At 62.0% G+C, this 22,941-nt stretch carries 21 protein-coding genes; 3 read left to right on the top strand and 18 right to left on the bottom strand.

Annotation, left to right across the window (positions count from 1 at the left end):
- Positions 1 to 620: 620 nt before the first annotated feature.
- A complete protein-coding gene (locus tag J2046_RS09475) occupies positions 621 to 2,432 on the bottom strand; it encodes an Ig-like domain-containing protein (RefSeq protein WP_210051124.1) in 1,812 nt (603 codons plus the stop codon).
- Positions 2,433 to 2,636: 204 nt separating this feature from the next.
- Here J2046_RS09475 and J2046_RS09470 point away from each other — a divergent pair, with 204 nt between their 5' ends.
- The gene (locus J2046_RS09470; protein ID WP_210051122.1) at positions 2,637 to 3,242 is read left to right on the top strand and encodes an LOG family protein; all 606 of its coding nucleotides are present in this window, start codon (positions 2,637 to 2,639) and stop codon (positions 3,240 to 3,242) included.
- Between the two features lie 6 nt (positions 3,243 to 3,248).
- Here J2046_RS09470 and J2046_RS09465 read toward each other — a convergent pair whose 3' ends face one another.
- Both J2046_RS09465 and rarD read right to left on the bottom strand, forming a co-directional pair.
- Positions 3,249 to 3,578 (bottom strand): DHCW motif cupin fold protein, encoded by a 330-nt coding sequence (locus tag J2046_RS09465; protein WP_210051120.1) that lies wholly within the window; start codon positions 3,576 to 3,578, stop codon positions 3,249 to 3,251.
- A gap of 17 nt (positions 3,579 to 3,595) precedes the next feature.
- A complete protein-coding gene (gene rarD / locus J2046_RS09460; RefSeq protein ID WP_210051118.1) occupies positions 3,596 to 4,513 on the bottom strand; it encodes an EamA family transporter RarD in 918 nt (305 codons plus the stop codon).
- 150 nt (positions 4,514 to 4,663) lie between these two features.
- Here rarD and J2046_RS09455 point away from each other — a divergent pair, with 150 nt between their 5' ends.
- Positions 4,664 to 5,536, top strand: a complete 873-nt coding sequence (locus J2046_RS09455; protein WP_210051117.1) for a protein-L-isoaspartate O-methyltransferase family protein — start codon at positions 4,664 to 4,666, stop codon at positions 5,534 to 5,536.
- Between the two features lie 203 nt (positions 5,537 to 5,739).
- Positions 5,740 to 6,444, top strand: a complete 705-nt coding sequence (locus J2046_RS09450) for a class I SAM-dependent methyltransferase (RefSeq protein ID WP_210051115.1) — start codon at positions 5,740 to 5,742, stop codon at positions 6,442 to 6,444.
- A gap of 23 nt (positions 6,445 to 6,467) precedes the next feature.
- On the opposite strand, the gene cimA is transcribed toward J2046_RS09450, so the two are convergent.
- The 15 genes from cimA to J2046_RS09375 all read right to left on the bottom strand — a co-directional run bounded on the left by cimA (position 6,468) and on the right by J2046_RS09375 (position 22,911).
- On the bottom strand, positions 6,468 to 8,084 hold the full coding sequence (gene cimA / locus J2046_RS09445) for a citramalate synthase (RefSeq protein WP_210051114.1): 1,617 nt from the start codon (positions 8,082 to 8,084) through the stop codon (positions 6,468 to 6,470).
- 174 nt (positions 8,085 to 8,258) lie between these two features.
- The gene (gene pip, locus J2046_RS09440; RefSeq protein ID WP_210051113.1) at positions 8,259 to 9,221 is read right to left on the bottom strand and encodes a prolyl aminopeptidase; all 963 of its coding nucleotides are present in this window, start codon (positions 9,219 to 9,221) and stop codon (positions 8,259 to 8,261) included.
- 172 nt (positions 9,222 to 9,393) lie between these two features.
- Positions 9,394 to 9,870 carry a GFA family protein gene (locus tag J2046_RS09435; RefSeq protein ID WP_210051112.1) on the bottom strand — a complete coding sequence of 159 codons (477 nt, stop codon included), beginning with the start codon at positions 9,868 to 9,870 and terminating at the stop codon, positions 9,394 to 9,396.
- On the bottom strand, positions 9,863 to 10,363 hold the full coding sequence (locus J2046_RS09430; protein ID WP_210051111.1) for a GFA family protein: 501 nt from the start codon (positions 10,361 to 10,363) through the stop codon (positions 9,863 to 9,865). Before J2046_RS09430 ends, J2046_RS09435 begins: the two co-directional genes overlap by 8 nt.
- Complete coding sequence (locus tag J2046_RS09425; protein ID WP_210051110.1) at positions 10,360 to 10,851, bottom strand: GFA family protein; 492 nt, start codon at positions 10,849 to 10,851, stop codon at positions 10,360 to 10,362. Before J2046_RS09425 ends, J2046_RS09430 begins: the two co-directional genes overlap by 4 nt.
- Before the next feature lie 61 nt (positions 10,852 to 10,912).
- Entirely contained in the window at positions 10,913 to 12,298 is a 1,386-nt protein-coding gene (gene cysS, locus J2046_RS09420; protein ID WP_210051109.1) for a cysteine--tRNA ligase, read from the bottom strand.
- Between the two features lie 248 nt (positions 12,299 to 12,546).
- Positions 12,547 to 12,924: a hypothetical protein gene (locus J2046_RS09415; protein WP_037150484.1), complete on the bottom strand. Its 378-nt coding sequence runs from the start codon at positions 12,922 to 12,924 to the stop codon at positions 12,547 to 12,549.
- Positions 12,925 to 13,046: 122 nt separating this feature from the next.
- Positions 13,047 to 13,622, bottom strand: a complete 576-nt coding sequence (locus J2046_RS09410; RefSeq protein WP_233469647.1) for a DedA family protein — start codon at positions 13,620 to 13,622, stop codon at positions 13,047 to 13,049.
- Between the two features lie 101 nt (positions 13,623 to 13,723).
- Entirely contained in the window at positions 13,724 to 14,464 is a 741-nt protein-coding gene (locus J2046_RS09405) for an SDR family NAD(P)-dependent oxidoreductase (protein WP_210051108.1), read from the bottom strand.
- A gap of 94 nt (positions 14,465 to 14,558) precedes the next feature.
- Entirely contained in the window at positions 14,559 to 16,061 is a 1,503-nt protein-coding gene (purF, locus tag J2046_RS09400; protein WP_210051106.1) for an amidophosphoribosyltransferase, read from the bottom strand.
- Between the two features lie 150 nt (positions 16,062 to 16,211).
- Positions 16,212 to 16,799, bottom strand: a complete 588-nt coding sequence (locus J2046_RS09395; RefSeq protein WP_210051104.1) for a CvpA family protein — start codon at positions 16,797 to 16,799, stop codon at positions 16,212 to 16,214.
- An 83-nt stretch (positions 16,800 to 16,882) separates the two neighbouring features.
- On the bottom strand, positions 16,883 to 18,286 hold the full coding sequence (gene radA, locus J2046_RS09390) for a DNA repair protein RadA (RefSeq protein ID WP_210051102.1): 1,404 nt from the start codon (positions 18,284 to 18,286) through the stop codon (positions 16,883 to 16,885).
- A gap of 105 nt (positions 18,287 to 18,391) precedes the next feature.
- Entirely contained in the window at positions 18,392 to 19,552 is a 1,161-nt protein-coding gene (gene alr / locus J2046_RS09385; protein ID WP_210051100.1) for an alanine racemase, read from the bottom strand.
- 202 nt (positions 19,553 to 19,754) lie between these two features.
- Positions 19,755 to 21,161, bottom strand: a complete 1,407-nt coding sequence (locus J2046_RS09380; protein ID WP_210051098.1) for an adenylate/guanylate cyclase domain-containing protein — start codon at positions 21,159 to 21,161, stop codon at positions 19,755 to 19,757.
- Positions 21,162 to 21,408: 247 nt separating this feature from the next.
- The gene (locus J2046_RS09375; RefSeq protein WP_210051097.1) at positions 21,409 to 22,911 is read right to left on the bottom strand and encodes a replicative DNA helicase; all 1,503 of its coding nucleotides are present in this window, start codon (positions 22,909 to 22,911) and stop codon (positions 21,409 to 21,411) included.
- Positions 22,912 to 22,941 lie beyond the last annotated feature (30 nt).

Below are 22,941 nucleotides of genomic sequence, written 5' to 3'. Positions count from 1 at the left end.
GGAGGAAATGCCTGCGGCTTCTTACGCCTTATAGCCACGGTGAAGCTGCCGGAAAATGGCCGTACTATGCCTTATGACATCGCGCTTTCGAAACTTCCTGCTGATGGTTGCGGTCTCACTGGCGATGTGGGCGGCGATGATCTACGGCGTGATCCTGCTTATGGGATGAAGCCGCAGACATCCGATGATGCCTTGCATCCGGACGGGAACTATTACCCTGACATGGATGATGTATCGGCTGCGGGAATCCCTTCACCCGCGCCGGACGTCTCGTCCGCGCGGTTTGCCTGGGAATGGGGCAGGCGGGGCAATTCAATGGTATTGGGTATCAGGTTTTCCGCCTGCCCCGGCCGGTGCAAGGCGGTTCGGGAGGTATAGTCAGGCCCCCTTGCCGCCTTCGTCGACCATCACCGGAAACCGAGCTTTTCGAACCCAGGGAGGCGACCGGTTCTAGAACCCGGTTTCCCATCCGATGACGCGACGATTATCACCTGGCTCCGGGATATGGGGACGATGCGAGGGCGATGGCGGGATTAAGCCATTGGGAAATGGTCGAAGATTTTTTGAGGCCCATGGAATTCATCCCCTCCCAACCGCAGGCAGGGAGGGGAAATGCGGGATCAGGACCGCTTGTGCAGCATCCGCTGGCGATGAAGCTCTTCCGAATCCGGCCGGTATTCCTCCGGCACGCCGAAGATCTGGCCCGGCTGGATGATGTCGGGATTGCGGATCTGGTCCTCGTTGGCGAGATAGATCGTCGTGTAGCGCACGCCCTGGCCGTAAACGCGGCGGGAGATCTGCCACAGCGTATCGCCCCGGCGGATGATGACCGAGTTGCGGGTGCTTTGGGTCAGCGGCGCCTGCTGGATCGTCTTCGCGCCGCTCGCATCCGTCGCTGCAACGGGAACCACCGCGGCCATTTCGACGCCTGCCAGTTGCTGGGCGATAACCGGGCCGACGGCCTTGGCGATCATTGTCGCGATTTCCTTGAGGCCGGCACCGACGGCGGCGACGTCCTTCGGAAGCGCGTCGAGGGCGGCCAAGGCGGCCGCCGCATCTTTTGCCGTGGTCTCCGCGACGGAGCGGGAGGCGGCCGCGGCATCGGCCGGCAGACGGTATTCGCTGAGCGATCTCAGCGCGATCGAAGTGGCGGACCGGGCGGCGATCATCTGTTCCATGGATGGGATGTTGCCGCCATCATAAAGGCCGCGCAGCAGGTTGAAGGCGCGCACCGTCTCGTTGCGCAGCTTGTCGAAGGCCGCGTCGTCGAGCGTGACCATGGCATTGCCCCCCGGTTGCGGGGCGGCAACGGCAGCGACCTGTTCGCCGGCCGGGCGGTTGAAGGGCACCTCGACGCGGACCACAACCTGGCCGGTCGCGCTGAGCGCCTCGACGGAAATCCGGTGATCACCGACCGCAAGTTCCATGTTGCCTTCGATGATGAAGCTGCCGTCCTGACCGGCCTTTGCCGCGCCGATCAGCTTACCGTCGGCCTGGCCGCGCAGCGACGTGCCGGCCTTCGAAACGCCGGCGACGAAAATCTTGCTGCCCTCGATCTCGACGGCGGTGATATGGAGTTCGGACGAGACGAGAGCGCCAGCCGGTGCCGCAGAGTTCGGTGTGAGAGCCGCAACGTCCGGTGCCGAGGACGCAAGGCCGGATGAGCCCGCCGGAGGAGCTGGCAGCGCAGTCGGCGCTTCCGCAACCGATGCGGCAGGCGCGGTCGCCGTCGAGGTCGCGGTTTCGGAAGCCGAAGCAGCGGGAACCGTAGGCGACGGCTGCTCCGGAACGGAAGCTGCGGGCTTGTTCTGGGCCGGCATGGCGATCACGCGGCTGGCCTTGCCAGGCTTGGTCACCATGGCGAGCAGCTTGCCGCTCTTGTCGGCAGGGACGGAAATCGTCGCGGTCTCCTCGGATATCGTCGCCTTGCCGTCCTTGCCGGTCGCTTTCAGCACGAGTTCGTGGTCGCCAGGCGGGAGTGGTTTATCAAGGACGGCGGCGAAGTCGCCGCTCGGGCCGACATCCACCTTGGCGACGACCGATGTGCCGTTCGTCACCTCGATCGTGGAATGGGGTTCGGCGCGCCCTGCAATGACAGTTGAGCCGTCGGGTTCGACGCGCAGCACGTCGAAGGAGGGAGACGTCATGGCGGTAGCCTTGGTCGCATCAGCCTGAGGCGTGGCAGGCTGGGCGGCCGGGGCTCCGGCCTGTGGAGCGGTAGCCTGAAGTTCGGCAGGCTTTGAAGTATCCGGCGTCTTGGCGGCCTGCTGCGTTTCCGTCACCGCTTCCTTGACGGCATTGCCCGCGGCATTGATCGCATCCCCGACCGGCTTTGCGTCGTGGTTGATTCGCGGCAATACGAAGAACACCATCAGCAATGATGCTATGGCGAGTGCGGTGATGGCCAGCAAGCCGGCGCGGTTTCTCATCATCAAAGTCTCTCCCGACGGGTCCTGAATCCCTGCCAGTGGAGGGATGCGGATCAAATTACCGTCGCATAATCGGATTAATCCTTTCCTCCTGCCTTCACAAGCTTTTCACGTTATAAACCCTTGCTCTTCCGGGCATTTCCCGCCAATTTCGCGGATCAGGGCATGTTCTTGCCCGCACTTTGGAATGCCTGACGGAGAAAACTCTTGCCGATTCGATCCATCTGCGTTTATTGCGGTTCGCAGCCGGGACGCGATCCCGCCTATATAGAGGCGGGCCGTGCGCTCGGAAAATCCATTGCTGCCCACGGGCTTCGGCTTGTCTACGGTGGAGGCACCAAGGGCATCATGGGTGCGGTCGCATCCGGCGTTCTGTCGAACGGCGGTCAGGTCACCGGCATCATTCCCGAGTTTCTTGTCGATATGGAGGCGACCCGCCACTCGCTCGGCCAGCTCAACGAGCTGATTGTGACTGAGGACATGCATGCGCGCAAGCATAAGATGTTCGAGCGCGCTGACGCTTTCGTGACCCTGCCGGGCGGCCTCGGCACGCTGGAGGAGATCGTCGAGATCATGACCTGGGCGCAGCTCGGCCGGCACCAGAAGCCGATGGTCTTCGCCAATATCGGCGGCTTTTGGGACCCGATGCTCGAGCTCATCCGGCACATGCGCGAGCAGGGCTTCGTCCATCACGCACATCTCGTCCAGCCCATGGTCATCCCGGAAGTGGACCAGATCGTCCCGGCGATCCTGGAGCGGGGCGAAGACCGTCCCCCGTCCGATGGCGAGGAGGATGTGATTTCAAAGCTCTGATGGCCCTCAGTCGACGATGAAGAGTTTCGCGCCGCCAGATGTCGAGGAGCGGTGTGGCTCTGCGTCGTCGGCCACCTGATAGCTCATACCCGGCTTCAGCACGAAGACACGGCCGTCCGCGAGTTCGGTTGCAAGCTCCCCTTCGAGGCAGAGCAGAATGTGTCCCTTGACGCACCAATGGTCGGCCAGGTACCCGGGCGAGTATTCGACCATGCGCACCCGTAGATCCCCGAAATGGCGAGTCTGCCAGATCGCGAAGCCGCGCTCGCCCTCGTGACGGGCCTTCGGCACGCCGCTCCAGTCAGTAGTGCCGAAGGGAATCCCGTTCATTTTCATGAGTATGCCTCAGTATCTTAAAGCGAGCGCCCGCGCACCTGCCTAAGCATCGACCATGTATAGATTGCCAGCGCTGCCCAGATCAGCACGAAGGCACCGAGCTTGACGAGGCTGAGTGGCTCGTGGAAGGCGAAGACTGCGATGAGGAAGATCATTGTCGGCGCGATATACTGCATGATCGCGATGGTAGAGAGCGTCAGGAGCTTGGCACCGTTGGCATAGACCATCAGAGGAACGGCGGTGACCAAGCCTGCGACCGCCAGGATGAACGTGTCCCAGCCGGTCGAGTGGAGGAGGTGGCCTTGTCCGGTGGCCTCGAGCCAGACCACATAGGGCAGGCAGGGAATGCTGATCAGCAGCACCTCCAGGAAAAAGCCCTGGTTCGGCCCGATCGGCAGTGTCTTGCGGAAAAGCGCATAGAAGCCCCAGGTTACGGTAAGTCCGATCGACACCCACGGCAGGCCTCCGGCATCGATCGTTAGAATCGCGACGGCCACCACGACCAGGCCGATCGCCACGAGCTGCGCGGGCGCCAGCTTCTCCTTGAGAATGACGGCTGCGAGAAAGACGCTGAAGAGCGGGTTGATGAAATAACCGAGCGCGGCATCCAGCGCGCGACCGGCGGCGACTGCCCAGACATAGATGCCCCAGTTGACCATGATGATCGCCGCGGTCAGGCAGGCCATGCCCAGCATGCGCGGCGTCTTCAGCGCGACCTTCAGGTCGGCCGTGCGGCGCAGCGCGACGAGGACGATCCCGGCAACCGGAACGGACCAGATCGCGCGATGCGCCAAAACTTCGAGCGAGGGGATATGGGCGACCGCCTTTAGGTAGAACGGGAGGAAACCCCAGAGGAAATAGGCCGTCAGCCCGAACGCGAAACCGCGCGGCGTATCCTCGTTCTTGATGATATCAGAGGTGGTATCGGAGGCCATTGCGGGTGTTTCCATCATTTATTCTATTTTTCCCCGGTCTAAACGAATAGATTGAGCCGAACCAATTCATTTCCTTGAAGGAACCATGACCTGTCGCGATCCTGTAAGCTTCGCATGGAATGGTGGTTGCCTTTGAGAGCGGAGGGTTGAATGGCTTTCGAGGATGAGCCGGTACACCGGCAGATCTATGCGAAACAGATATTGGCGAAAGCCGGAATTTCCAGGAACGACAGACTTTTAGCGGCTTTTGCGAAGGTAGCGCGCGAGGAATTCATCGGGCCGCCGCCCTGGATCTACAAGGACTTCCACAACTATCGGGAGATGGCATCCGCCGATCCCGTCGTTCTTTATCAGGATATGCTGATCGGGATTGATACGGCACGCGGCGTCAATAACGGCATGCCCTCGCTGCATGCCGCAGCGCTGCATGCGCTCGGCATTCGGGAAGGGGAGACGGTCACCCATCTCGGGGCCGGAACAGGCTATTACAGTGCAATCATCGCGGAACTGGTGGGACCGTCGGGCCGGGTAATCGCAGTCGAATATGATGAAGCACTGGCGGAAAAGGCGCGGGAAAACCTTGGCCGCTATGCGAACGTCCAGCTCATTCACGGCGATGGGACCGAATGGCCGGAGGAGGATGCGGATGTTGTTTATGCCAATTTTGCGCTCGACCATCCACCGGAAGCCTGGATCGATAATCTCGCGATCTACGGCAGGACGCTCTTCCCCCTTGGCGTCCCGGCGATCGAGAACGGCAGGCCTGCCGGTTTCACCCGGTGGGCCGGGTTCCTGATCATCGACCGCCGGCCGTCAGGCTTCGGCGCAAAATTCCTGCAGCCAGTCTCCTTCGTCTGGGTCGAGGGACAGGAGCCCCCACCGGAAGGCCGCCATCAGCGACTGGCCGATGCCTTCCGCTCGCGCCGAGGCTTTCAGGTGCGCAGCTTTCGCTGGCAAACGCCGCCGGGGCGGGAGGAATGGTACGGTGAGGAGGATTGGGGACTGTCGTTCGAGGAGGTGTGAGGAACAACAGGCTTCGGCATTCTGCTCTTTCGCGTGTCATGTCGAGGCAACCGCTCGCACAAGCGTTACTCCGGCACATACCTCTAATGGACAGATGGGGAGACGGGTGCTCCAGTGGTAGCCTTCGATAAAGGCGGCTTTCCCACCCTCCAGCGGAGACCTATGGCGGCATGGGACGGCGCTGCATTCGGAGTGGCGTTGACATGCAAGAAATCGGCCTCCAAACGCGCTTTTGGAACGACTGGAATGCTTCCGCTCGTGAGCATGCCGTCCATGATGTTTCACTCCGGCAGGCGGAGGTGGTGACCGGCTGGCTGGACAGGCTGGAAATTCGCGATGCCGCGATCCTGGAAGCGGGCTGCGGATCGGGTTGGTTCTGCAATCAGCTGTCGCGCTACGGAAGCGTCACCGCGACCGATCTGTCGGATGAGGTTCTGGCGCGCGCCAGCCGACGTATGCCGCATATCCGCTTTGTCCCCGGTGATTTCATGCACCTGGATTTCGGCGTGGAGAAATTCGACGTGGTCGTGACGCTCGAAGTTCTTTCCCATGTCGAGGATCAGGCGGCCTTTGTGAGAAAGCTCGCGGATCATCTAAGGCCGGGCGGTTATCTGATGATGGCAACACAGAACCGTTATGTCCTTGAGAACTTCAATAATGTCCCTCCACCGGCGACGGGCCAGATCCGCCGCTGGGTGGACAAAGGCGAACTCCGCAATCTTCTCGAAAACAACTTCGTGGTTACCGAGCTGTTCACAGTCTCACCGAAGGCGAACAAGGGGCTCATGCGCGTCGTGAACTCTTCAAGGCTGAACGAGCCAATTCGCCTCCTGTTCGGCAATCGCGTCGAACGGCTCAAGGAAAGGTTGGGGTTTGGCTGGACGATCATGGCGCTTGCCAGGAAGTGAAGCGGGCAAGCGCCGGGCCTTGATTACTCCGCGGCGATCTTACCGGCGAGTTCCCGATTCTTCATCAGCTTGTAGATGACGGAATCCATCAGCGCCTGGAACGAGGCGTCGATGATGTTTTCCGAAACCCCAACCGTCCACCAGCGCACGCCGCTCGAATCGGTGGATTCGATCAGAACGCGGGTGATCGCCTCTGTTCCGCCATTGAGGATACGCACCTTGAAATCGGCCAGCACGAGGTCGTCGATCTCGTGCTGGTATTTGCCGAAATCCTTGCGTAGCGCCCGGTCGAGCGCGTTGACCGGGCCATCGCCTTCGGCGACCGACATATGCGTCTCGCCGTCGACCGCGATCTTCACCACCGCCTCCGAGACGATCTTGATGCGGCCGTGGGAATCGAACCGGCGCTCGACCATCACGCGGAACCCTTCGACGGTGAAGAATTCCGGGATGGTGCCGAGCGTGCGGCGGGCAAGCAGTTCGAAGCTCGCGTCGGCGCCCTCGTAGGCATAGCCGGAAGCTTCGCGCTCCTTCACGATCGAGATCAGCTGGTCAAGTTTGGGATCATCCTTGGCGACCTCGATGCCGCGCCGTTTCAAGGCATTGATGAAGTTCGACTTGCCGCCCTGGTCCGAGACCATGACCTTGCGGAAGTTGCCGACGCTCTCCGGTGTCACATGCTCGTAGGTACGCGGGTCCTTGAGCAGGGCGGAAGCATGGATGCCGGCCTTGGTGGCGAAAGCGGATGCCCCGACGTACGGACTCTGATGGTTCGGCGAACGGTTGAGCAGCTCGTCGAAAGCATGGCTGAGAGCGGTGAGGCCGGTGAGGCTTTCCGCGTCGATCGCCGTTTCGAAGCGCGAGGAATAGGTTTTCTTCAGCGAAAGCGTCGCGATCAGGGTGACGAGATTGGCATTGCCACAGCGCTCGCCGATGCCGTTCAGCGTGCCCTGGATCTGCCGACAGCCCGCCTCGACGGCTGCAAGCGAATTGGCGACCGCCTGGCCTGTATCGTCATGGGCATGAATACCGAGCGACGAACCCGGAATGCCGGCGGCGATCACCGCTGAAACGATCTCGCGGATTTCATGTGGCTGCGTGCCGCCATTGGTGTCGCAGAGCACGACCCAGCGGGCGCCGGCCTCGTAGGCGGTCTTCGCGCAGGCAAGCGCGTATTTCGGATTGGCCTTGTAGCCGTCGAAGAAATGCTCGCAATCGACCATCGCTTCCTTGGCCGCGCTGCGGGCGGCTTCGACGCTCTCGCGGATCGCCTCGAGGTTCTCCTCGTTGGAACAGCCGAGCGCGACGCGCACGTGATAGTCCCAGCTCTTCGCGACGAAACAGATCGCATCGCTCTTCGCCTGCAGGAGCACGGCAAGACCCGGATCGTTGGAGGCGGAAATGCCGGCGCGCTTCGTCATGCCGAAGGCGACGAATGTCGATTTCTCTGTGCGTTTTTCGGAGAAGAAGGCCGTGTCTGTGGGGTTGGCGCCCGGATAGCCGCCCTCGACATAGTCGATGCCGAATTCGTCCAGGAGATTGGAGATGGCGATCTTGTCCTCGACGGAAAAATCGACGCCGGGCGTCTGCTGCCCGTCGCGGAGCGTGGTGTCGAAGAGATAGATGCGTTCGCGTGTCATGTCCAAAATCCTATGGGGCGATATTGCCCCTCATCCGCCCTGCCGGGCACCTTCTCCCCGTGGGGACGGGGAGAAGGAAATATGCCGCCCCGTTTTCTCCACCCTCGACGCTGGGTATGGCGCGTCCCCTCTCCCCGCAAGCGGGGAGAGGGTTAGGGTGAGGGGCAAATGTTGTTACGCCGTCTTCCCCGCAAACCGGTCCGTCGCGCGGATGAGCTGATCGGTAATCCCCGGCTCCGAGACCGCGTGTCCCGCACCTTCGACGATGAAAAAATCCGCGTCCGTCCAGACTTTCGAGAGCTGCCAAGCATATTTCAGCGGGCACGGCATGTCGTAGCGGCCGTGCACGATGACACCCGGAATGCCCCTGAGCTTCGTCGCATCGCGCAAAAGCTGTCCGTCCTCCAGCCAGCCGGCGTTCATGAAGAAATGATTCTCGATGCGGGAGAAGGCGAGCGCGAAATGGTCGTCGTCGTGACTGGTCGCCAGTTGCGGGTCCGGCAGAAGCGTGATGGTCGAGCCTTCCCAGACGCTCCAGGCCTTGGCGCAGCGGATCTGCTCCGCCTTGTCCTCGCCGGTCAGCCGGCGGTGATAGGCGGCCATCATTTCGTGGCGCTCCTCCGGCGGAATGGGTGCGATGAAGGCCTCCCACTTGTCCGGGAACATTTCCGAGACGCCGAACTGGTAGTACCAGTCGAGTTCCGGCCTGGTCAGCGTGTAGACGCCGCGGACCAGAAGTTCGCTCACGCGCTCCGGATGGGTTTCGGCATAGGCGAGCGCCAGCGTCGACCCCCAAGAGCCCCCGAAGACCTGCCATTTCTCCACCCTGACCATTTCCCGCAGCCGCTCGATATCTGCGACCAGATGCCAGGTCGTGTTGCCCTCCAGGCCGGCATGCGGCGTGGACCGGCCGCAGCCGCGCTGATCGAACAGCAATACATCATAGAGCTCCGGATTGAAGAGCCGCCGCTGGTTCGGGTTGCAGCCGCCGCCCGGCCCGCCATGCAGGAAGACCGCGGGCTTGGCGCCGCGCGTGCCGACGCGTTCCCAATAGATCACATGGCCGTCGCCTACATCGAGATGGCCCGTTTCGTAGGGTTCGATCTCGGGATAGAGAGTGCGTAGCATTTCAGTCATCGAAAAGTCCTTGATCAATCGCTTTTGCCTGCCGGCAGTCTGGTTGGCAATTCAGTCCCTCATCCGAGGAATGCATAGGCGAGCACCGCGGCGGTGATGAGCACGACGATCGCACCCTTGGCGATCAGCCCGTAGAACAGCCATTTCGGCATCTTCAGGTTCGGGTTGCCGGTCACAGGTGAAGGCCTTTTTCCGGCCAGATTTCGGTATCGTGGTCGGGATGCTGGAAGGAGATGATCTGTTCCTGCTGCCGGTCGAAATCCGGATCTTCGAAGACCGGCTGGTCGAAGATCGTTTCGACCCAGGGCAGCCGGTAGGCATAGTTGACCTGAATCTGCGGCGCGAGATCGGAACGGTCGTCGAAGGCGCCGATGGCGAGTTCGATTCCGCTCGGATGGCGGTAGGTCAGCGGCGTCCCGCAATGAGGGCAGAAGCCCCGGTCGATATTGACCGATGACTGGAAATAGCTCGGCTCGCCGCGCGTCCATTCCAGGCTCTCCGGCGGCACGGTGACCAGCGCGGAGAAGAAGGAGCCGAACTGTTTCTGGCACATGCGGCAATGGCAGATGGAAGGCCGCCCCAGCTTTCCATGGATGCGGAAGCGCACGGCGCCGCACTGGCAGCCGCCTGTTCTCAGTTGCTCATTCATGCTTCTTCTCCTTCTGCCGGTTCTCCGGCGGCCAGGTTTCGGTATCGTGGTCCGGATGCTGGTACGAGACGACGTCGGCGAGGAAGGGCGCCGCCTCGATATCCTCCATCGTGTGCCGTCCGGGCAATTGATGCAGCCGGTCCACGAAGGGAAGCTTGGCCTCGATACCATATTGCACGACGGGTGGCAGGGAGGCCGGATCGTCGAAGCTGCCGGCGGAAATCGCAATTCCGTCGTCAGCCTCGTAGGTCATCGGCGTGCCGCAATCCGCGCAGAAGCCGCGCCGCACATGGTTCGACGACTGGAAATATTTGAGCTCACCGCGCGTCCACGCAAGCTCCGCCTCGCCGACGGCAACCAGCGGCGCATAATAGGCGCCGAAAGCCTTCTGGCACATGCGGCAATGGCAGATCGACGAATCCTTCGGCTCACCCTCCAGCCGGAAGCGGATCGCGCCGCACTGGCAGCCGCCGGTTCGGACAATATCGCTCATGGCTTCTCCTCCCATCGCTCCGGCGGCCAGACCTCGGTATCGTGATCCGGATGCTGCCGGCTGCTCGCCGCGACCTTCCTTGCCTCGTCCGGCGTCATATCCATGGCCGTCTCGTGCGTTAGGTGATCCAGTTCGCCAAAAAAGGACATCTTGTGCACGAGATTGGTCTGCAGCCGAGGCTTGACGCTTTCCGGATCGTCCAGTGAACCGAGCGTGATGCTGACATGATCGCTCCCGCCATCATAGAAGAGCGGCGTGCCGCACTTTCCGCAGAAGCCACGCTTCACGGTTTCGGAGGAGTGAAACCAGGCCGGCTCGCCACGGGTGTAGGAGAAGTTTTCCCACTTCACGCCACCGAGCGGCATGAAATAGTTGCCTGCCGCTTTCTGGCACATGCGGCAGTGGCACAGATGCGGAAAACCGATCTCTCCGTCCGCACGGAAGCGCACGGCACCGCACTGGCACCCGCCGGTATGGATATGGGTCATGGGCGAGTCTCCTCTTCTCGTTCGTCAGGGCAGAGGGGGATATGCCGCAAGGGCACCCATCCTACCGCTTCACCTCCCACGTGGTCACCCGTTCGCCGGTTGCCGGGTCCTTGCCGTCCTTGAGCTGGATACCTTCGGCGGAAAGCGTGTCGCGGATCTTGTCGGCCTCGGCAAAATTCTTCGCCTTGAGGAGTTCGAGGCGCGCCTTGACGCGCCGGTCGATCTCGGCGGCGACGGCCTCGTCGATCTCCATCTTTTGTGGCAGCACGCCGAGAAGGGCGGCGCTCGCCGCGAAGACGTGCAGCAGCGACTTGTCGGCGTTGGCGTCCTGCGCCAATCCGTGCAGCGCCTGAACGGCGGCGACCGTGTTGAGGTCGTCCGCGAGCGCCTCCAGTACGACGTCGGCAGGGGCTGCATCCGAAGGGTCGGCGGCGGGCCATTTGGCGATGAGGCGCTCGGCTTCCTCCAGCCGCTTCACCGAAAAGTCGATCGGCTCGCGGTAGTGCGTCATCAGCATGGCAAGCCTTAGCACATCGCCCGGCCATTGCCGGCCGCCGAAGGTATCCGTGTGCAGGAGGTCGTAGATGGTGACGAAATTGCCTTCGGACTTCGACATCTTGCGGCCTTCGACCTGCACGAAGCCGTTGTGCATCCAGACATTCGCCATCACGTCCGTACCGTGGGCGCAACGCGACTGGGCGATCTCGTTCTCATGATGCGGGAAGATGAGATCGAGCCCGCCGCCATGGATGTCGAACACCTCGCCGAGATAACGCTGGCTCATCGCCGAGCACTCGATATGCCAACCCGGCCGGCCACGGCCCCAGGGGCTCTCCCAGCCGGGCTCGTTGTGGGAGGAGAGCTTCCAGAGGACAAAATCGCCGGGGTTCTTCTTGTGTGCATCCACGGCGACGCGGGCGCCGGCCTGCTGCTCATCGAGGGGACGCTTGGAAAGCTGGCCGTAGTCGCGCATCGACTTCGTGTCGAACAGCACTTCGCCGGCCGCCAAATAGGCATGGCCGCGGGCGATCAATTGCTCGATGATTTCGATCATCTGGGAAATATTGTCCGTGGCGCGCGGCTCCATGGTGGGCGTGAGGCAGCCGAGTGCGGCCACATCCTCGTGATACTGCGTCTCGGTTCGTTCGGTGACCGCGCGGATCGCCTCGTTGAGCGGCAGGCCGGGATGGTCGCGCAGCGCCCGGGCGTTGATCTTGTCGTCCACGTCGGTAATGTTGCGTGCATAGGTGACGTGGTTTTCGCCATAGACGTGGCGCAGCAGCCGGAAGAGCACGTCGAAGACGATTGCAGGACGCGCATTGCCGATATGGGCGTAGTCGTAGACCGTCGGACCGCAGACATACATGCGCACATTCCGGGCATCGATCGGCGAAAACTCCGCCTTCTCGCGGGTCAGTGTATTGTAGAGCTTGAGCGTAACGCTCATCGAAAAATCTCCCAAAGCAAGCGGCCGGCAGAACGGGATGCCGAAAAGTGTATGCGGTTTTCGGCCGACATCCGGCTCCGGCCGGGTCGTTTGTCTTCAAGGCTTTTCGAGAGACGAAAACGGCCGGGCCAGCGGATGCGCTAGCGAATAATGATCCCGCAAATGGAAATCGCCGTTTTCATGTACGAGGTTATGGCGCGGGCGGGAACTTTGGTCAAGGGGCCTTGCCCGCGCCACGGGCGAATGCGTCAGGCTTTGTGGCCGATACCGTTCTTGAAGACGATAACCAGGAAGATCAGCATCGAGATGACGGTGAGGATCGAGCCGATTGCGGCCAGCGCCTCGCCGCCGGTGGAGACCGCGATCGCAATGCCCGGCACCAGACAGAGAACGCCGAGGACGGCGAAACCGAGATGGGCCTTCGACAGCATGGTGCCGGCGGCATTCGGCGTCACGGTGTAATAGAGGCCGAAGAGGCCGAGCGTCGTCCAGCCGACGAGGTTCAGGTGTGCATGCGCCGGCGCCATCGTGTGATTGTGCGAGATCGACATCTGGATGCCCCAGAACATGCCGACGGTGACGCACAGCACCGCCGCGCCGAAGAAATAGAATGCGATATTTTTCATGCGATATCCCCCAATATGTGATTCCTGCGTCCCACCGCAGGCGCCACAACATAGTGGAAATCAAGCAATCGGGATACGGGGCTTGCGTGTGGTCATGACGTCAACCGGTGGGCAATATGGCTTCACGCGCCCCTGGAAGGACGTGCCAGGTATTTCTTTGTCAGGATGGCCGTCGCGGCGATCAATAGGGCGACGGCCGCGAGCGCGATCAACAGATGGACGTGGAGGTGCAGCCGGCCGAAAACGGCTTCGACGACGTTGCCGAGGAGAAAGCCGACTGCGGTGATGACTGTGCCCCAGATACCTGCGGCGACCAGGTTGAGAGCCAGAAACCGCAGTGCCGATACAGAGGAAAGGCCGATCGCGACCGGACTGATGATCCTGATGCCGTAGATGAAGCGGAAGGACAGGATGAAGCCGGTCGGATGAGTTTCCAGAAGGCGGGTGACGCGCTGCATCATGCCGGAGGCGGTGAAGTTCTGGACGAAGCGAAGCCTGCTCGCGTATCGTCCGGCGAGGAAGAAGAACTGGTCGGCGAAGAAAGAACCGAGCGATGCGGCCACCGCCGCTTGCCAGTATGGCATCAGGTGGCGATGCGCGAAGATTCCGCCGAGGAATGCGGCCGTCTCACCCTCGGCTCCCGCTCCGACGAAGACCGCGAGCGCTCCGTATTGCGTGATGAATTCTGCAAGAGACAATGGAGAAGGCGTCCCGGTACCCAATCGATGCCGGGCAAATTAGGCCCCCCGCTTCGAAGCTGCAAGCAGGAATGGTCCCTGCTCGCGATGGTTCGACCGTCTCACTCCGGCGACTTGAAATCCACGAACCGGTTCTCGCGCACCACGAACAGTCGGCCGCTCTCCTGCATGTCGGGGGAGGCGAGGAAGAGGATTTTCTCGGCGACTTCGGAAGGATGCGGCAGCATTTCCGGATCCTCTCCCGGTACCGCCTGGGCGCGCATCGCCGTGCGGGTGGCGCCGGGATTGACGAGATTGACCTTGAGCGACGTATGCGCTGTCTCCTCAGCCCAGATGCGGCCCATGTTCTCGATCGCCGCCTTGGACATCGCATAGGCGCCCCAGAAGGCGCGGGGATTGCTGGCGACGCCCGACGACAGGAGGATGGCGCGGCCCGCATCGGATTTGACGAGCAGCGGCTCGACCGAGCGGATCAGCCGCCAGGTGGCGGTGACATTGGTCGTCATCACCTTTTCGAACACCTTGGCCTCGATATGGCCGAGCGGCGAGATGACGCCGAGGATGCCGGCATTCGCGACGAGGATGTCTAGCTTGCCCCAGCGCTCGAAGATCGAAGCACCGAGCCGGTCGATCGCCGCCATGTCGGTAAGGTCGAACGGGACGAGGGTGGCTGTGCCGCCGACCGCCTTGATCGCATCGTCGAGCTCTTCCAGGCCGCCGACGGTGCGCGCGGTGGCGATCACATGCGCGCCGGCCTTTGCCAATGCGAGCGCCGTGAAATAGCCGATGCCCCGCGACGCGCCGGTGACCAGCGCGATCCTGTTCTTCAAATCGATGTTCATCTGCTCACCTCACGGTCTCGCGGCATAAAAAGAAGGCTGCGTTGCCGCAGCCTTCTAAAGCGTTTGCCACTGAATGCAAACCGGTCCGTTCGTCTCAGCCGTTGCTGGCGAGAACCGAAACCTTGCGACCCATCGTCTCTCCGTCCTTGTCGAGCAGGCGGGTGGGATAGGCGCCGGTGAAGTAATGATCGGTGAATTGCGGGCGTGCATCGTTGCGGTCCTCGCCGCCGACGGCGCGGTAGAGGCCGTTGATCGACAGGAACTCGAGCGAATCCGCGCCGATATATCGGCACATGGCGTCCAGGTTGTCGTACTGGTTGGCGAGAAGCTTTTCCCGGTCCGGCGTGTCGATGCCGTAGAAGTCCGGGTAGTAGATCATCGGGCTTGCGACGCGGAAGTGTACTTCCTTGGCGCCCGCATCGCGGATCATCTGGACGATCTTCAACGAGGTCGTGCCGCGCACGATCGAATCGTCGACCAGCACCACGCGCTTGCCCTCGATCATCGCACGGTTGGCGGAATGCTTGAGCTTGACGCCGAAGGCGCGGATCTGCTGCGTCGGCTCGATGAAGGTGCGGCCGACATAGTGGTTGCGGATGATGCCGTATTCGAACGGAATGCCGCTTTCCTGCGCATACCCCAGTGCCGCCGGCGTGCCACCGTCCGGCACGGGCACCACGACGTCTGCCTCGATCGGCGCTTCCTTGGCGAGGTTGATGCCCATGTTCTTGCGCGCGACATAGACGCTGCGGCCGCCAACGACCGAGTCGGGACGGGCGAAATAGACGTATTCGAAAAGGCAGAGGCGTTCCGGTTGTCCGTTGCCCGCCTTGCGGGCGTCGATGGTGATCGAGCCGTCCGGCTGGACTTCGCAGATGATGACCTCGCCGTTCTCCACGTCGCGCACGAATTTCGCGCCGATGATGTCGAGTGCGCAGGTTTCGGAAGCGAAGATCGGCTTGCCGTCAAGCTCGCCCATGACGAGCGGGCGGATGCCGATCGGATCGCGCGCCGCGATGAGCTTGGTCCGGGTCATCGCGACCATCGCGTAACCGCCCTCCATCTGGCGGATCGCATCGATGAAACGGTCTGCTGTCGAGGTGTAGCGCGAGCGGGCGATGAGGTGGAGCACCACTTCGGTATCGGAGGTCGACTGACAGATGGCGCCGCCGGCGATCAATTGCCGGCGCAGGGTCAACCCGTTGGTGAAGTTGCCGTTATGGGCGATCGCGATGCCGCCGACTTCAAGCTCGGCGAAAAGCGGCTGAACGTTGCGCAGCGCCACCTCGCCGGTCGTCGAATAGCGGTTGTGGCCGATGGCGATATTGCCGGGCAGGCGGGCAAGCGTGGCAGGATCGGTATAGTGGTCGCCGACAAGCCCCATGCGGCGTTCCGAATGGAAGCGCAGGCCGTCGAAGGAGACGATGCCGGCCGCCTCCTGGCCGCGATGCTGGAGCGCGTGCAGGCCAAGCGCCGTCAGCGTCGCCGCTTCGGGATGGCCCAGGATGCCGAAAACGCCGCATTCTTCGCGAAGCGTATCGCCATCCCATTCATGGACGCTTTTTTCGTCAAACGTCTCGGAAACCGGCTCGCTCATCTTGGCCCCTTATCCTTCGGACAACTGTCCCTGTCGGAAAAATGGAAAGGCCGGCCGGGGAAACCTCCCCGGAACCCAGCCCGCTCTTACCTGAATTCGAATGTTACCACAAATGGTGATGTTTTGCGCTGCATCAAGCGCAACAAAGCGTCAATTATTTGTCGCAGGCGCATCCTCTGCCGGCGGCTGATCCTGTCCGGCGGCGCCCTCGGCGGGCGCTGTCTCCCGGCCCAGGATGCGTGCGCGGATCTGCGGCTCGATATCGTCGGGCAGCACGGCTTCGAGGCGCGCGACGAGCGTGTCGAGGAAAGGCTTGGATTTCGCCTGCGTGACCCAGGCCGGCTGCGCATTCGCGGCCACGAGCCAGTTCCAGAAAGCGACGGCGACGACGAGCAGCAGGATGCCGCGGGCGGCCCCGAAGAGGAAGCCCAGCGTCCGGTCCAGCGCGCCGACGCGGCTGTCGATGATGAAATCGGCGACGCGGGTCGTGATGAACGAGATGACGATCAGCGCGATCAGGAAGATGATGCCGGCGGACGCGGCAATCGCGATGCGGTCATCGGCGGTGTAGTTCTTCGCATAGGGAAGAAGCAGCGGATAGAGGTAATAGGCGGCCGCGACGGAGCCCACCCAGCTTGCGATCGACAGCACCTCCCGCGAAAAGCCGCGAACCATGGCGAGCACGGCGGAAAACAGCGTCACGCCGATGACGATACCGTCGAAAATCGTAATGGGCATATATTACTCCAAGACTTGCCGGATCATGCCGGCGCCCCGCCTCAAGGCAGCCGTCATACAACAGCGGACCTGTTAACGGAAGATCAATCATCTTCCGGTGCTTGCCGTAACCTTGCCGATGAGCCTGCGATGCGTGCCACCAGGTCCGGCAGGTCGTCGATCTCGGTCCAGCGACCGCCTGTACCTTTCGGCACTTCGGCGGATGCCGCCGGCAGCATGGCACCGGCAAAACCAAGTTTCTCAGCCTCCTTAAGGCGTTGCGCCGTTTGTGAAACCGGCCGCACTGCCCCTGAGAGGCTGATTTCGCCGAAATAGACGCAATCGGCGGGCAGGGCAAGACCGGCAAGCGAGGAGACCAGCGCCGATGCGACGGCAAGGTCGGCCGCCGGCTCGGAGATGCGGTAGCCACCTGCTACGTTCAGGTACACATCATGCTGGCCGAGTCTCACGCCGCAATGAGCCTCCAGCACGGCGAGAATCATCGAAAGCCGCGAGGAATCCCAGCCGACCACCGCACGGCGTGGTGTTCCGAGCGAGGTCGGCGCCACCAGCGCCTGCACCTCGACAAGCACGGGCCGAGTCCCTTCCATGCCGGCGAAGACGGCCGCGCCCGGCGCCTTTGCATTGCGTTCACCGAGGAAGAGTTCGGACGGATTGGAGACTTCGCGCAAGCCCTTGTCGGACATTTCGAAGACGCCGATCTCGTCGGTCGGGCCGAATCGGTTCTTGACGGTCCGCAGGATGCGGTAGTGATGGCCGCGGTCGCCCTCGAAATAGAGGACGGCATCGACCATGTGTTCGACGACGCGCGGGCCGGCGATCTGGCCTTCCTTGGTGACGTGCCCGACGAGGACCATCGCGGCACCGGTCTGTTTGGCGAAGCGGATCATCGCCTGCACGCCGGTGCGAACCTGGGTGACGGTACCGGGTGCCGAATCAGCGGTGTCGCTCCAGAGCGTCTGGATCGAATCGATGATGACGAGATCGGGCCGCTTGCCCTCGGAAATCGTGGCGAGGATGTCCTCGACATTGGTTTCGGCGGCGAGCAGCACTTCGGTATTGGCGGCATCCAGCCTCTGGGCGCGAAGCCGCACCTGCGCCACGGCCTCCTCGCCCGAAACATAGATGATGCGATGCCCGCGGCGGGAGAGGGCCGCCGCCGCCTGCATCAGCAGCGTCGACTTGCCGATGCCGGGATCACCGCCGATAAGCACGGCCGAACCGCGCACGAAACCGCCGCCGGTCGCCCGGTCGAGTTCGGAAATGCCGGTATGGATGCGCGGCGCCCGTTCGGTCTCGCCGGAAAGCGTGGTGAGCGCCACCGCACGGCCCTTCTTCGGTGCGCGGCCGGGACCGCCACCGATGCCGCCCATCGGGTCTTCCTCGACGATCGTGTTCCATTCGCCGCAGCCATCGCACTTGCCGGCCCAGCGGTTGTGCACCGTGCCGCAGTTCTGGCACACGAATTGGGTTTTGGGTTTTGCCATGAAATGAGTTGCCGTCTTTAAATACTCACGAAATCCGCCATGAACAAAAGCGGAACATTTGTCCTTGTACTCCGGAAATATCGCTGCTGGCAAGGAGGAGTGAAACTATTCTGGGTAGATATACCGCCGCTCGTAGCGCAACCCGAGGCCGGTCAGGAGTTCATAGCCGATCGTGCCGGCGGCCCGTGCAACGTCATCGAGCGGCATGTTGGGGCCGAAAAGCTCGATATAATCGCCGGCGCGGATATCGGATGGCGGAACATCCGTCACGTCGAGAATGGTGAGATCCATGGTGACGCGGCCGATCACCGGCACCCTGTGACCGGCGATGAAGCCGAATGCGCCGGACGAGCCGCCGGTGCGGAGCGGCACGCCCGAGCCGGAGAGCGAGCGGAGATAGCCGTCGGCGTACCCCGCCGAGACGATGGCAAGCCTGCTCTCGCGCGAAAGCTGATGGGTGGCGCCGTAGCTGACCGTGCCGCCCGCGGCGGCGTCGCGAATCTGGACGATACGCGCCTCCGCCTTCACCACCGGCTTGAGCGGCATCATGCCGACGACGGATTCGCCGCCATAAAGCGCAATGCCGGGGCGGGTGAGGTCGAAATGATATTCGGGGCCTAGGAAGATTCCGGCAGAAGCCGAAAGACTTGATTCGATGCCTTCGAAGGCGGCGCTAACCTGCTGGAACAGTTCGAGCTGCTGCCGGTTGAGGGGCGACGCCGGGTTGTCGCCGCTGTGAAGATGCGACAGCACCAGAACCGGCGAGAAGCCTGCGGGCCGCGAGACGTCGCCTGCAAGGGCAAGAGCATCGTCGAATGAAAGGCCGAGCCGATTGAAGCCGGTATCCACCTGCAGGGCGCAGGGGTGGTCTCCATGTTCCGATACGACCGACATCCAGAAGGCAAGCTGTTCTTCGGAGGCCAGCACCGGCACGAGATCGTTCTCGAAGAACATCTGCTCCTGGCCGGGCCAGATGCCGGAAAGCACATAGATGCGGGCGTCCGGCGCATAGGTGCGCAGCGTCACGCCTTCCTGGGCGACCGCGACGAAGAAGTCCCGCGCGCCGGCTTCATAGAACGCCGTGCCGCAATCCTCGATACCGAGACCGTAGGCGTCCGCCTTGACGACAGCCGCGGTGCGCGCCCTTCCGGAGCGGCGTTGCATCTCCCGCCAGTTGTCGGCAAGCGCTGCGAGATCGACCGTCAGCCGGACGGGCGCGACGTCGAAATCGCCGGAGGGAGAAGAGTCGCTGTCGAAATCGATCATTTTTACACGTCGGCCATGGTGAGGAATGTTCCTGCGATCCTATCCGTTTCGAAGGCGGGAAAAAGGCCGCCATGCGAAAAACCTTCGCGCTGCACAATCTTTTGGGGCGAGAGCATCCGGATTGGCCTTAGCCTTGGACAGCCACCAGGCATAAACGTGACAGGATTTCCGTCACGCTTCGTCGACGGCGCAGATCCGGAGATCACGCCAGGGCGAATATTCTCACTTCCTTTTCGACGCCCTGAAGTTCCTCCATCCGAAAAACCGATGCGATGCCGTTGTTTCTCAAGATCTCTGAAACCTCGGCGTTCCCGACGACGGCCTCCGTCGTGAGGATCACATAGGGATCGGCAAGGCCCTGGACGCGGGAGGCGATATTGACGGTCTGACCGAAATAGTCCTGCCGGTCGTTCAGGTTTACCGCGAGGCATGGACCCTCATGGATACCGATCTTCAGGAGAAGGTCCTCGCGACCGTGCTCGGCATTCAGCCGAAGCATCGCTTCCCGCATCTTGAGCGCGGACGCCACCGCACGGTCCGGGCTCGGGAATGTCGCCATCACAGCGTCGCCTATGGTTTTGACAACGGCTCCGGCCTCCGTGGCGATGATCTCGTGAAGAACCTTGAAATGTGCTCGCACCAGATCGAACGCTGCGAGATCGCCGACGCGCTCGTAGAGAGCAGTCGAACCCCTTAAATCGGTGAAGAGGAATGTCAGGCTTGTGATTTTGAGACGCTGGTCGATGTCCAGCGTGTCGGTCCGATAGATGTCCCTGAAGCTCTGGTTTGTCAGAAGCCGCTTGGCTGTCAGGAAAGGTCGCCTGCGGCCCAGCAGATCATGCAGCTCGTCTCCGGCGACGCAGACGTTGGGAAGCACTCTGCGGTTGGTGTGATTCTCGATCGTGAGCCGCAGTAAGCCGGGACGAAGGGTAAGCGTTTCGTTCGGCGAATAATCCTGACTGATGAACATTGAGAGGTTCTGGCGTTCGTCGGTGTGCTCACCCTTCACGTCGATGAATTGCGCCGAGTGTGTCACGGCATCGAAGATGATGACGAATTGCGCCGGCAGCTGCAGCGAGACGAAAGCCTTCTCGCCCGGATCCAGCTCGATCATCTCCAGCAGAATAGGTACGAAGCTTGCTTCCAGGTTCTCCGGCAGGTCGACTCCCGAGCTGAAGAATATCTGGCGGTAGTATTCAAGAGGGGGCAGGCGGTCGGGATCGTGGGCAGCAATGCGGCGCACTCTCGGGCTGACCGTGAACGTTACCTCGACCATCTCGTCGAGAGTTGGCTCGTATCCGGCCGCGCAGAGCGCGCAATGGTACGTCCCCTGATCGACCGCTTTCAAGTTGGAGCCGGTTTCAAGGACGCCGCCGCATCCGGGGCAAAGGACATTCCAGGTCATCTCGAATGCGCCTATGCGGGCCGCATGGAGAAACGCCGAAATCGTTTTGTCTTCGTCGAGATTGTGCGTGTTGGCGAAGGCAAACACATTGATGCGGTTGAGATCGCGATCCGAGCCATGCATGACCACTTGCTCGATGCACTCAACCGCTTGCGGGTCAGCCGCCTGTCGCAGGGCGGCAAAAAGTACGTCCAATTCGCTCATCAGACAAGTCTCTGGCGCGGAGGCCATGGCGGACGACGTCCGCATGAAACATCATACCACGGGAATTCCCGCGGTAGAACCTTGATATCTGGACGCTTGCTCCCTGTCACGATCTGCTTGGGCTTCTTGTACTTTCCCCGTCCCGACAATTCCCAGCAATCCTTGCGGATGTGTCTTGGGTTGAGCTTCGGTCTGCTGGCTTTTGCTACGCAATGCAGCCCAAGCGGGGGAGAGCGCCGAAACCCGATCAATGCTCTTCGTACTGGGTGAAGCTCGGGTCGGCCAGATCGGCGAAGCGCGTGTATTCCGACTGGAAGGCGAGCTTGACGGTGCCGGTCGGTCCGTGGCGCTGCTTGGCGATGATGACGTCCGCCGTGCCCTTCACCTTGTCCATATGGGCCTCCCACTCCGGATATTTCGGATCGGCCGGATCGCGCGGTTCCATGTTCTTGACGTAGTATTCTTCGCGGAACACGAAGAGCACCACGTCGGCGTCCTGCTCGATCGAGCCGGATTCGCGAAGGTCGGAAAGCTGCGGGCGCTTATCGTCGCGGCTTTCGACCTGACGCGAGAGCTGCGACAGCGCGATGATCGGCACGTTCAGTTCCTTGCCGAGCGCCTTGAGGCCGGTGGTAATCTGAGTGATTTCCTGCACGCGGTTGTCACCGGATTTTCCGGCGCCGGTCATGAGCTGGATATAGTCCACCACAAGGCAATCGAGGCCGCGCTGGCGCTTCAGGCGGCGGGCGCGGGCGGACAGCTGGGCGATCGAGATACCACCGGTCTGGTCGATGAAAAGCGGCACCTTCTGCATCATCTGGCTGCAGGCGACGAGCTTTTCGAAATCGGCTTCGGTAATGTCACCGCGGCGGATTTTCGACGACGAGACTTCCGTCTGCTCCGAGATGATACGGGTTGCAAGCTGTTCGGCCGACATTTCGAGCGAATAGAAGCCCACGACGCCCCCATTCTTCGCCTTGAACGTGCCGTCCGGCATGACCTCCGGTTCGTAAGCGGCTGCGATATTGTAGGCGATATTGGTGGCGAGCGAGGTCTTGCCCATACCGGGACGCCCGGCGAGAACGATCAAGTCCGAGCGCTGCAGCCCGCCCATCTTGGCATCGAGCGACATGATGCCGGTCGAAATGCCGGAGAGATGTCCGTCACGCTCGAAGGCGGCCCCCGCCATATCGATTGCCAGCGCCACCGCGTCGTTGAAGGACTGGAAGCCGCCGTCATAGCGGCCGGTCTCGGCAAGCTCGAAGAGGCGGCGCTCGGTATCCTCGATCTGCGTCTGCGGCGGCATGTCGAGCGGCGCGTCATAGGCGATGTTAACCATGTCCTCGCCGATGGTGATCAGTGCGCGCCTGAGCGCCAGATCGTAGATCGCCCGGCCGTAGTCCTCGGCATTGATGATCGACACGGCTTCGGCCGCGAGACGGGCGAGATATTGCGCCACGGTCAGATCGCCAACCTTATCCTCTGCCGGCAGGAAGGTCTTGATCGTCACCGGATTGGCAGTCTTGCCCATGCGGATGATGTCGCCTGCCACCTCGAAGATCTTGCGGTGCAGGGGCTCGTGGAGGTGGACGGGCTTCAGGAAATCCGAGACGCGATAATAGGCGTCGTTATTGACCAGGATCGCGCCCAAAAGCGCCTGTTCGGCTTCGATATTGTTCGGAGCTTCGCGGTAATGGGGTTCCGCATCCTTGTTGCTGAGCGCTGTCAGCTTGCGTGCGACGTCCTGCATGTCTTCCAATCATGTATTTTTTGAATCGGG

Origin of the sequence: Neorhizobium petrolearium (genome assembly GCF_017873175.1) — a bacterium.
Taxonomy (GTDB): Bacteria; Pseudomonadota; Alphaproteobacteria; order Rhizobiales; family Rhizobiaceae; genus Neorhizobium; species Neorhizobium petrolearium.
This window is presented reverse-complemented; position numbering and strand designations above follow the sequence as displayed.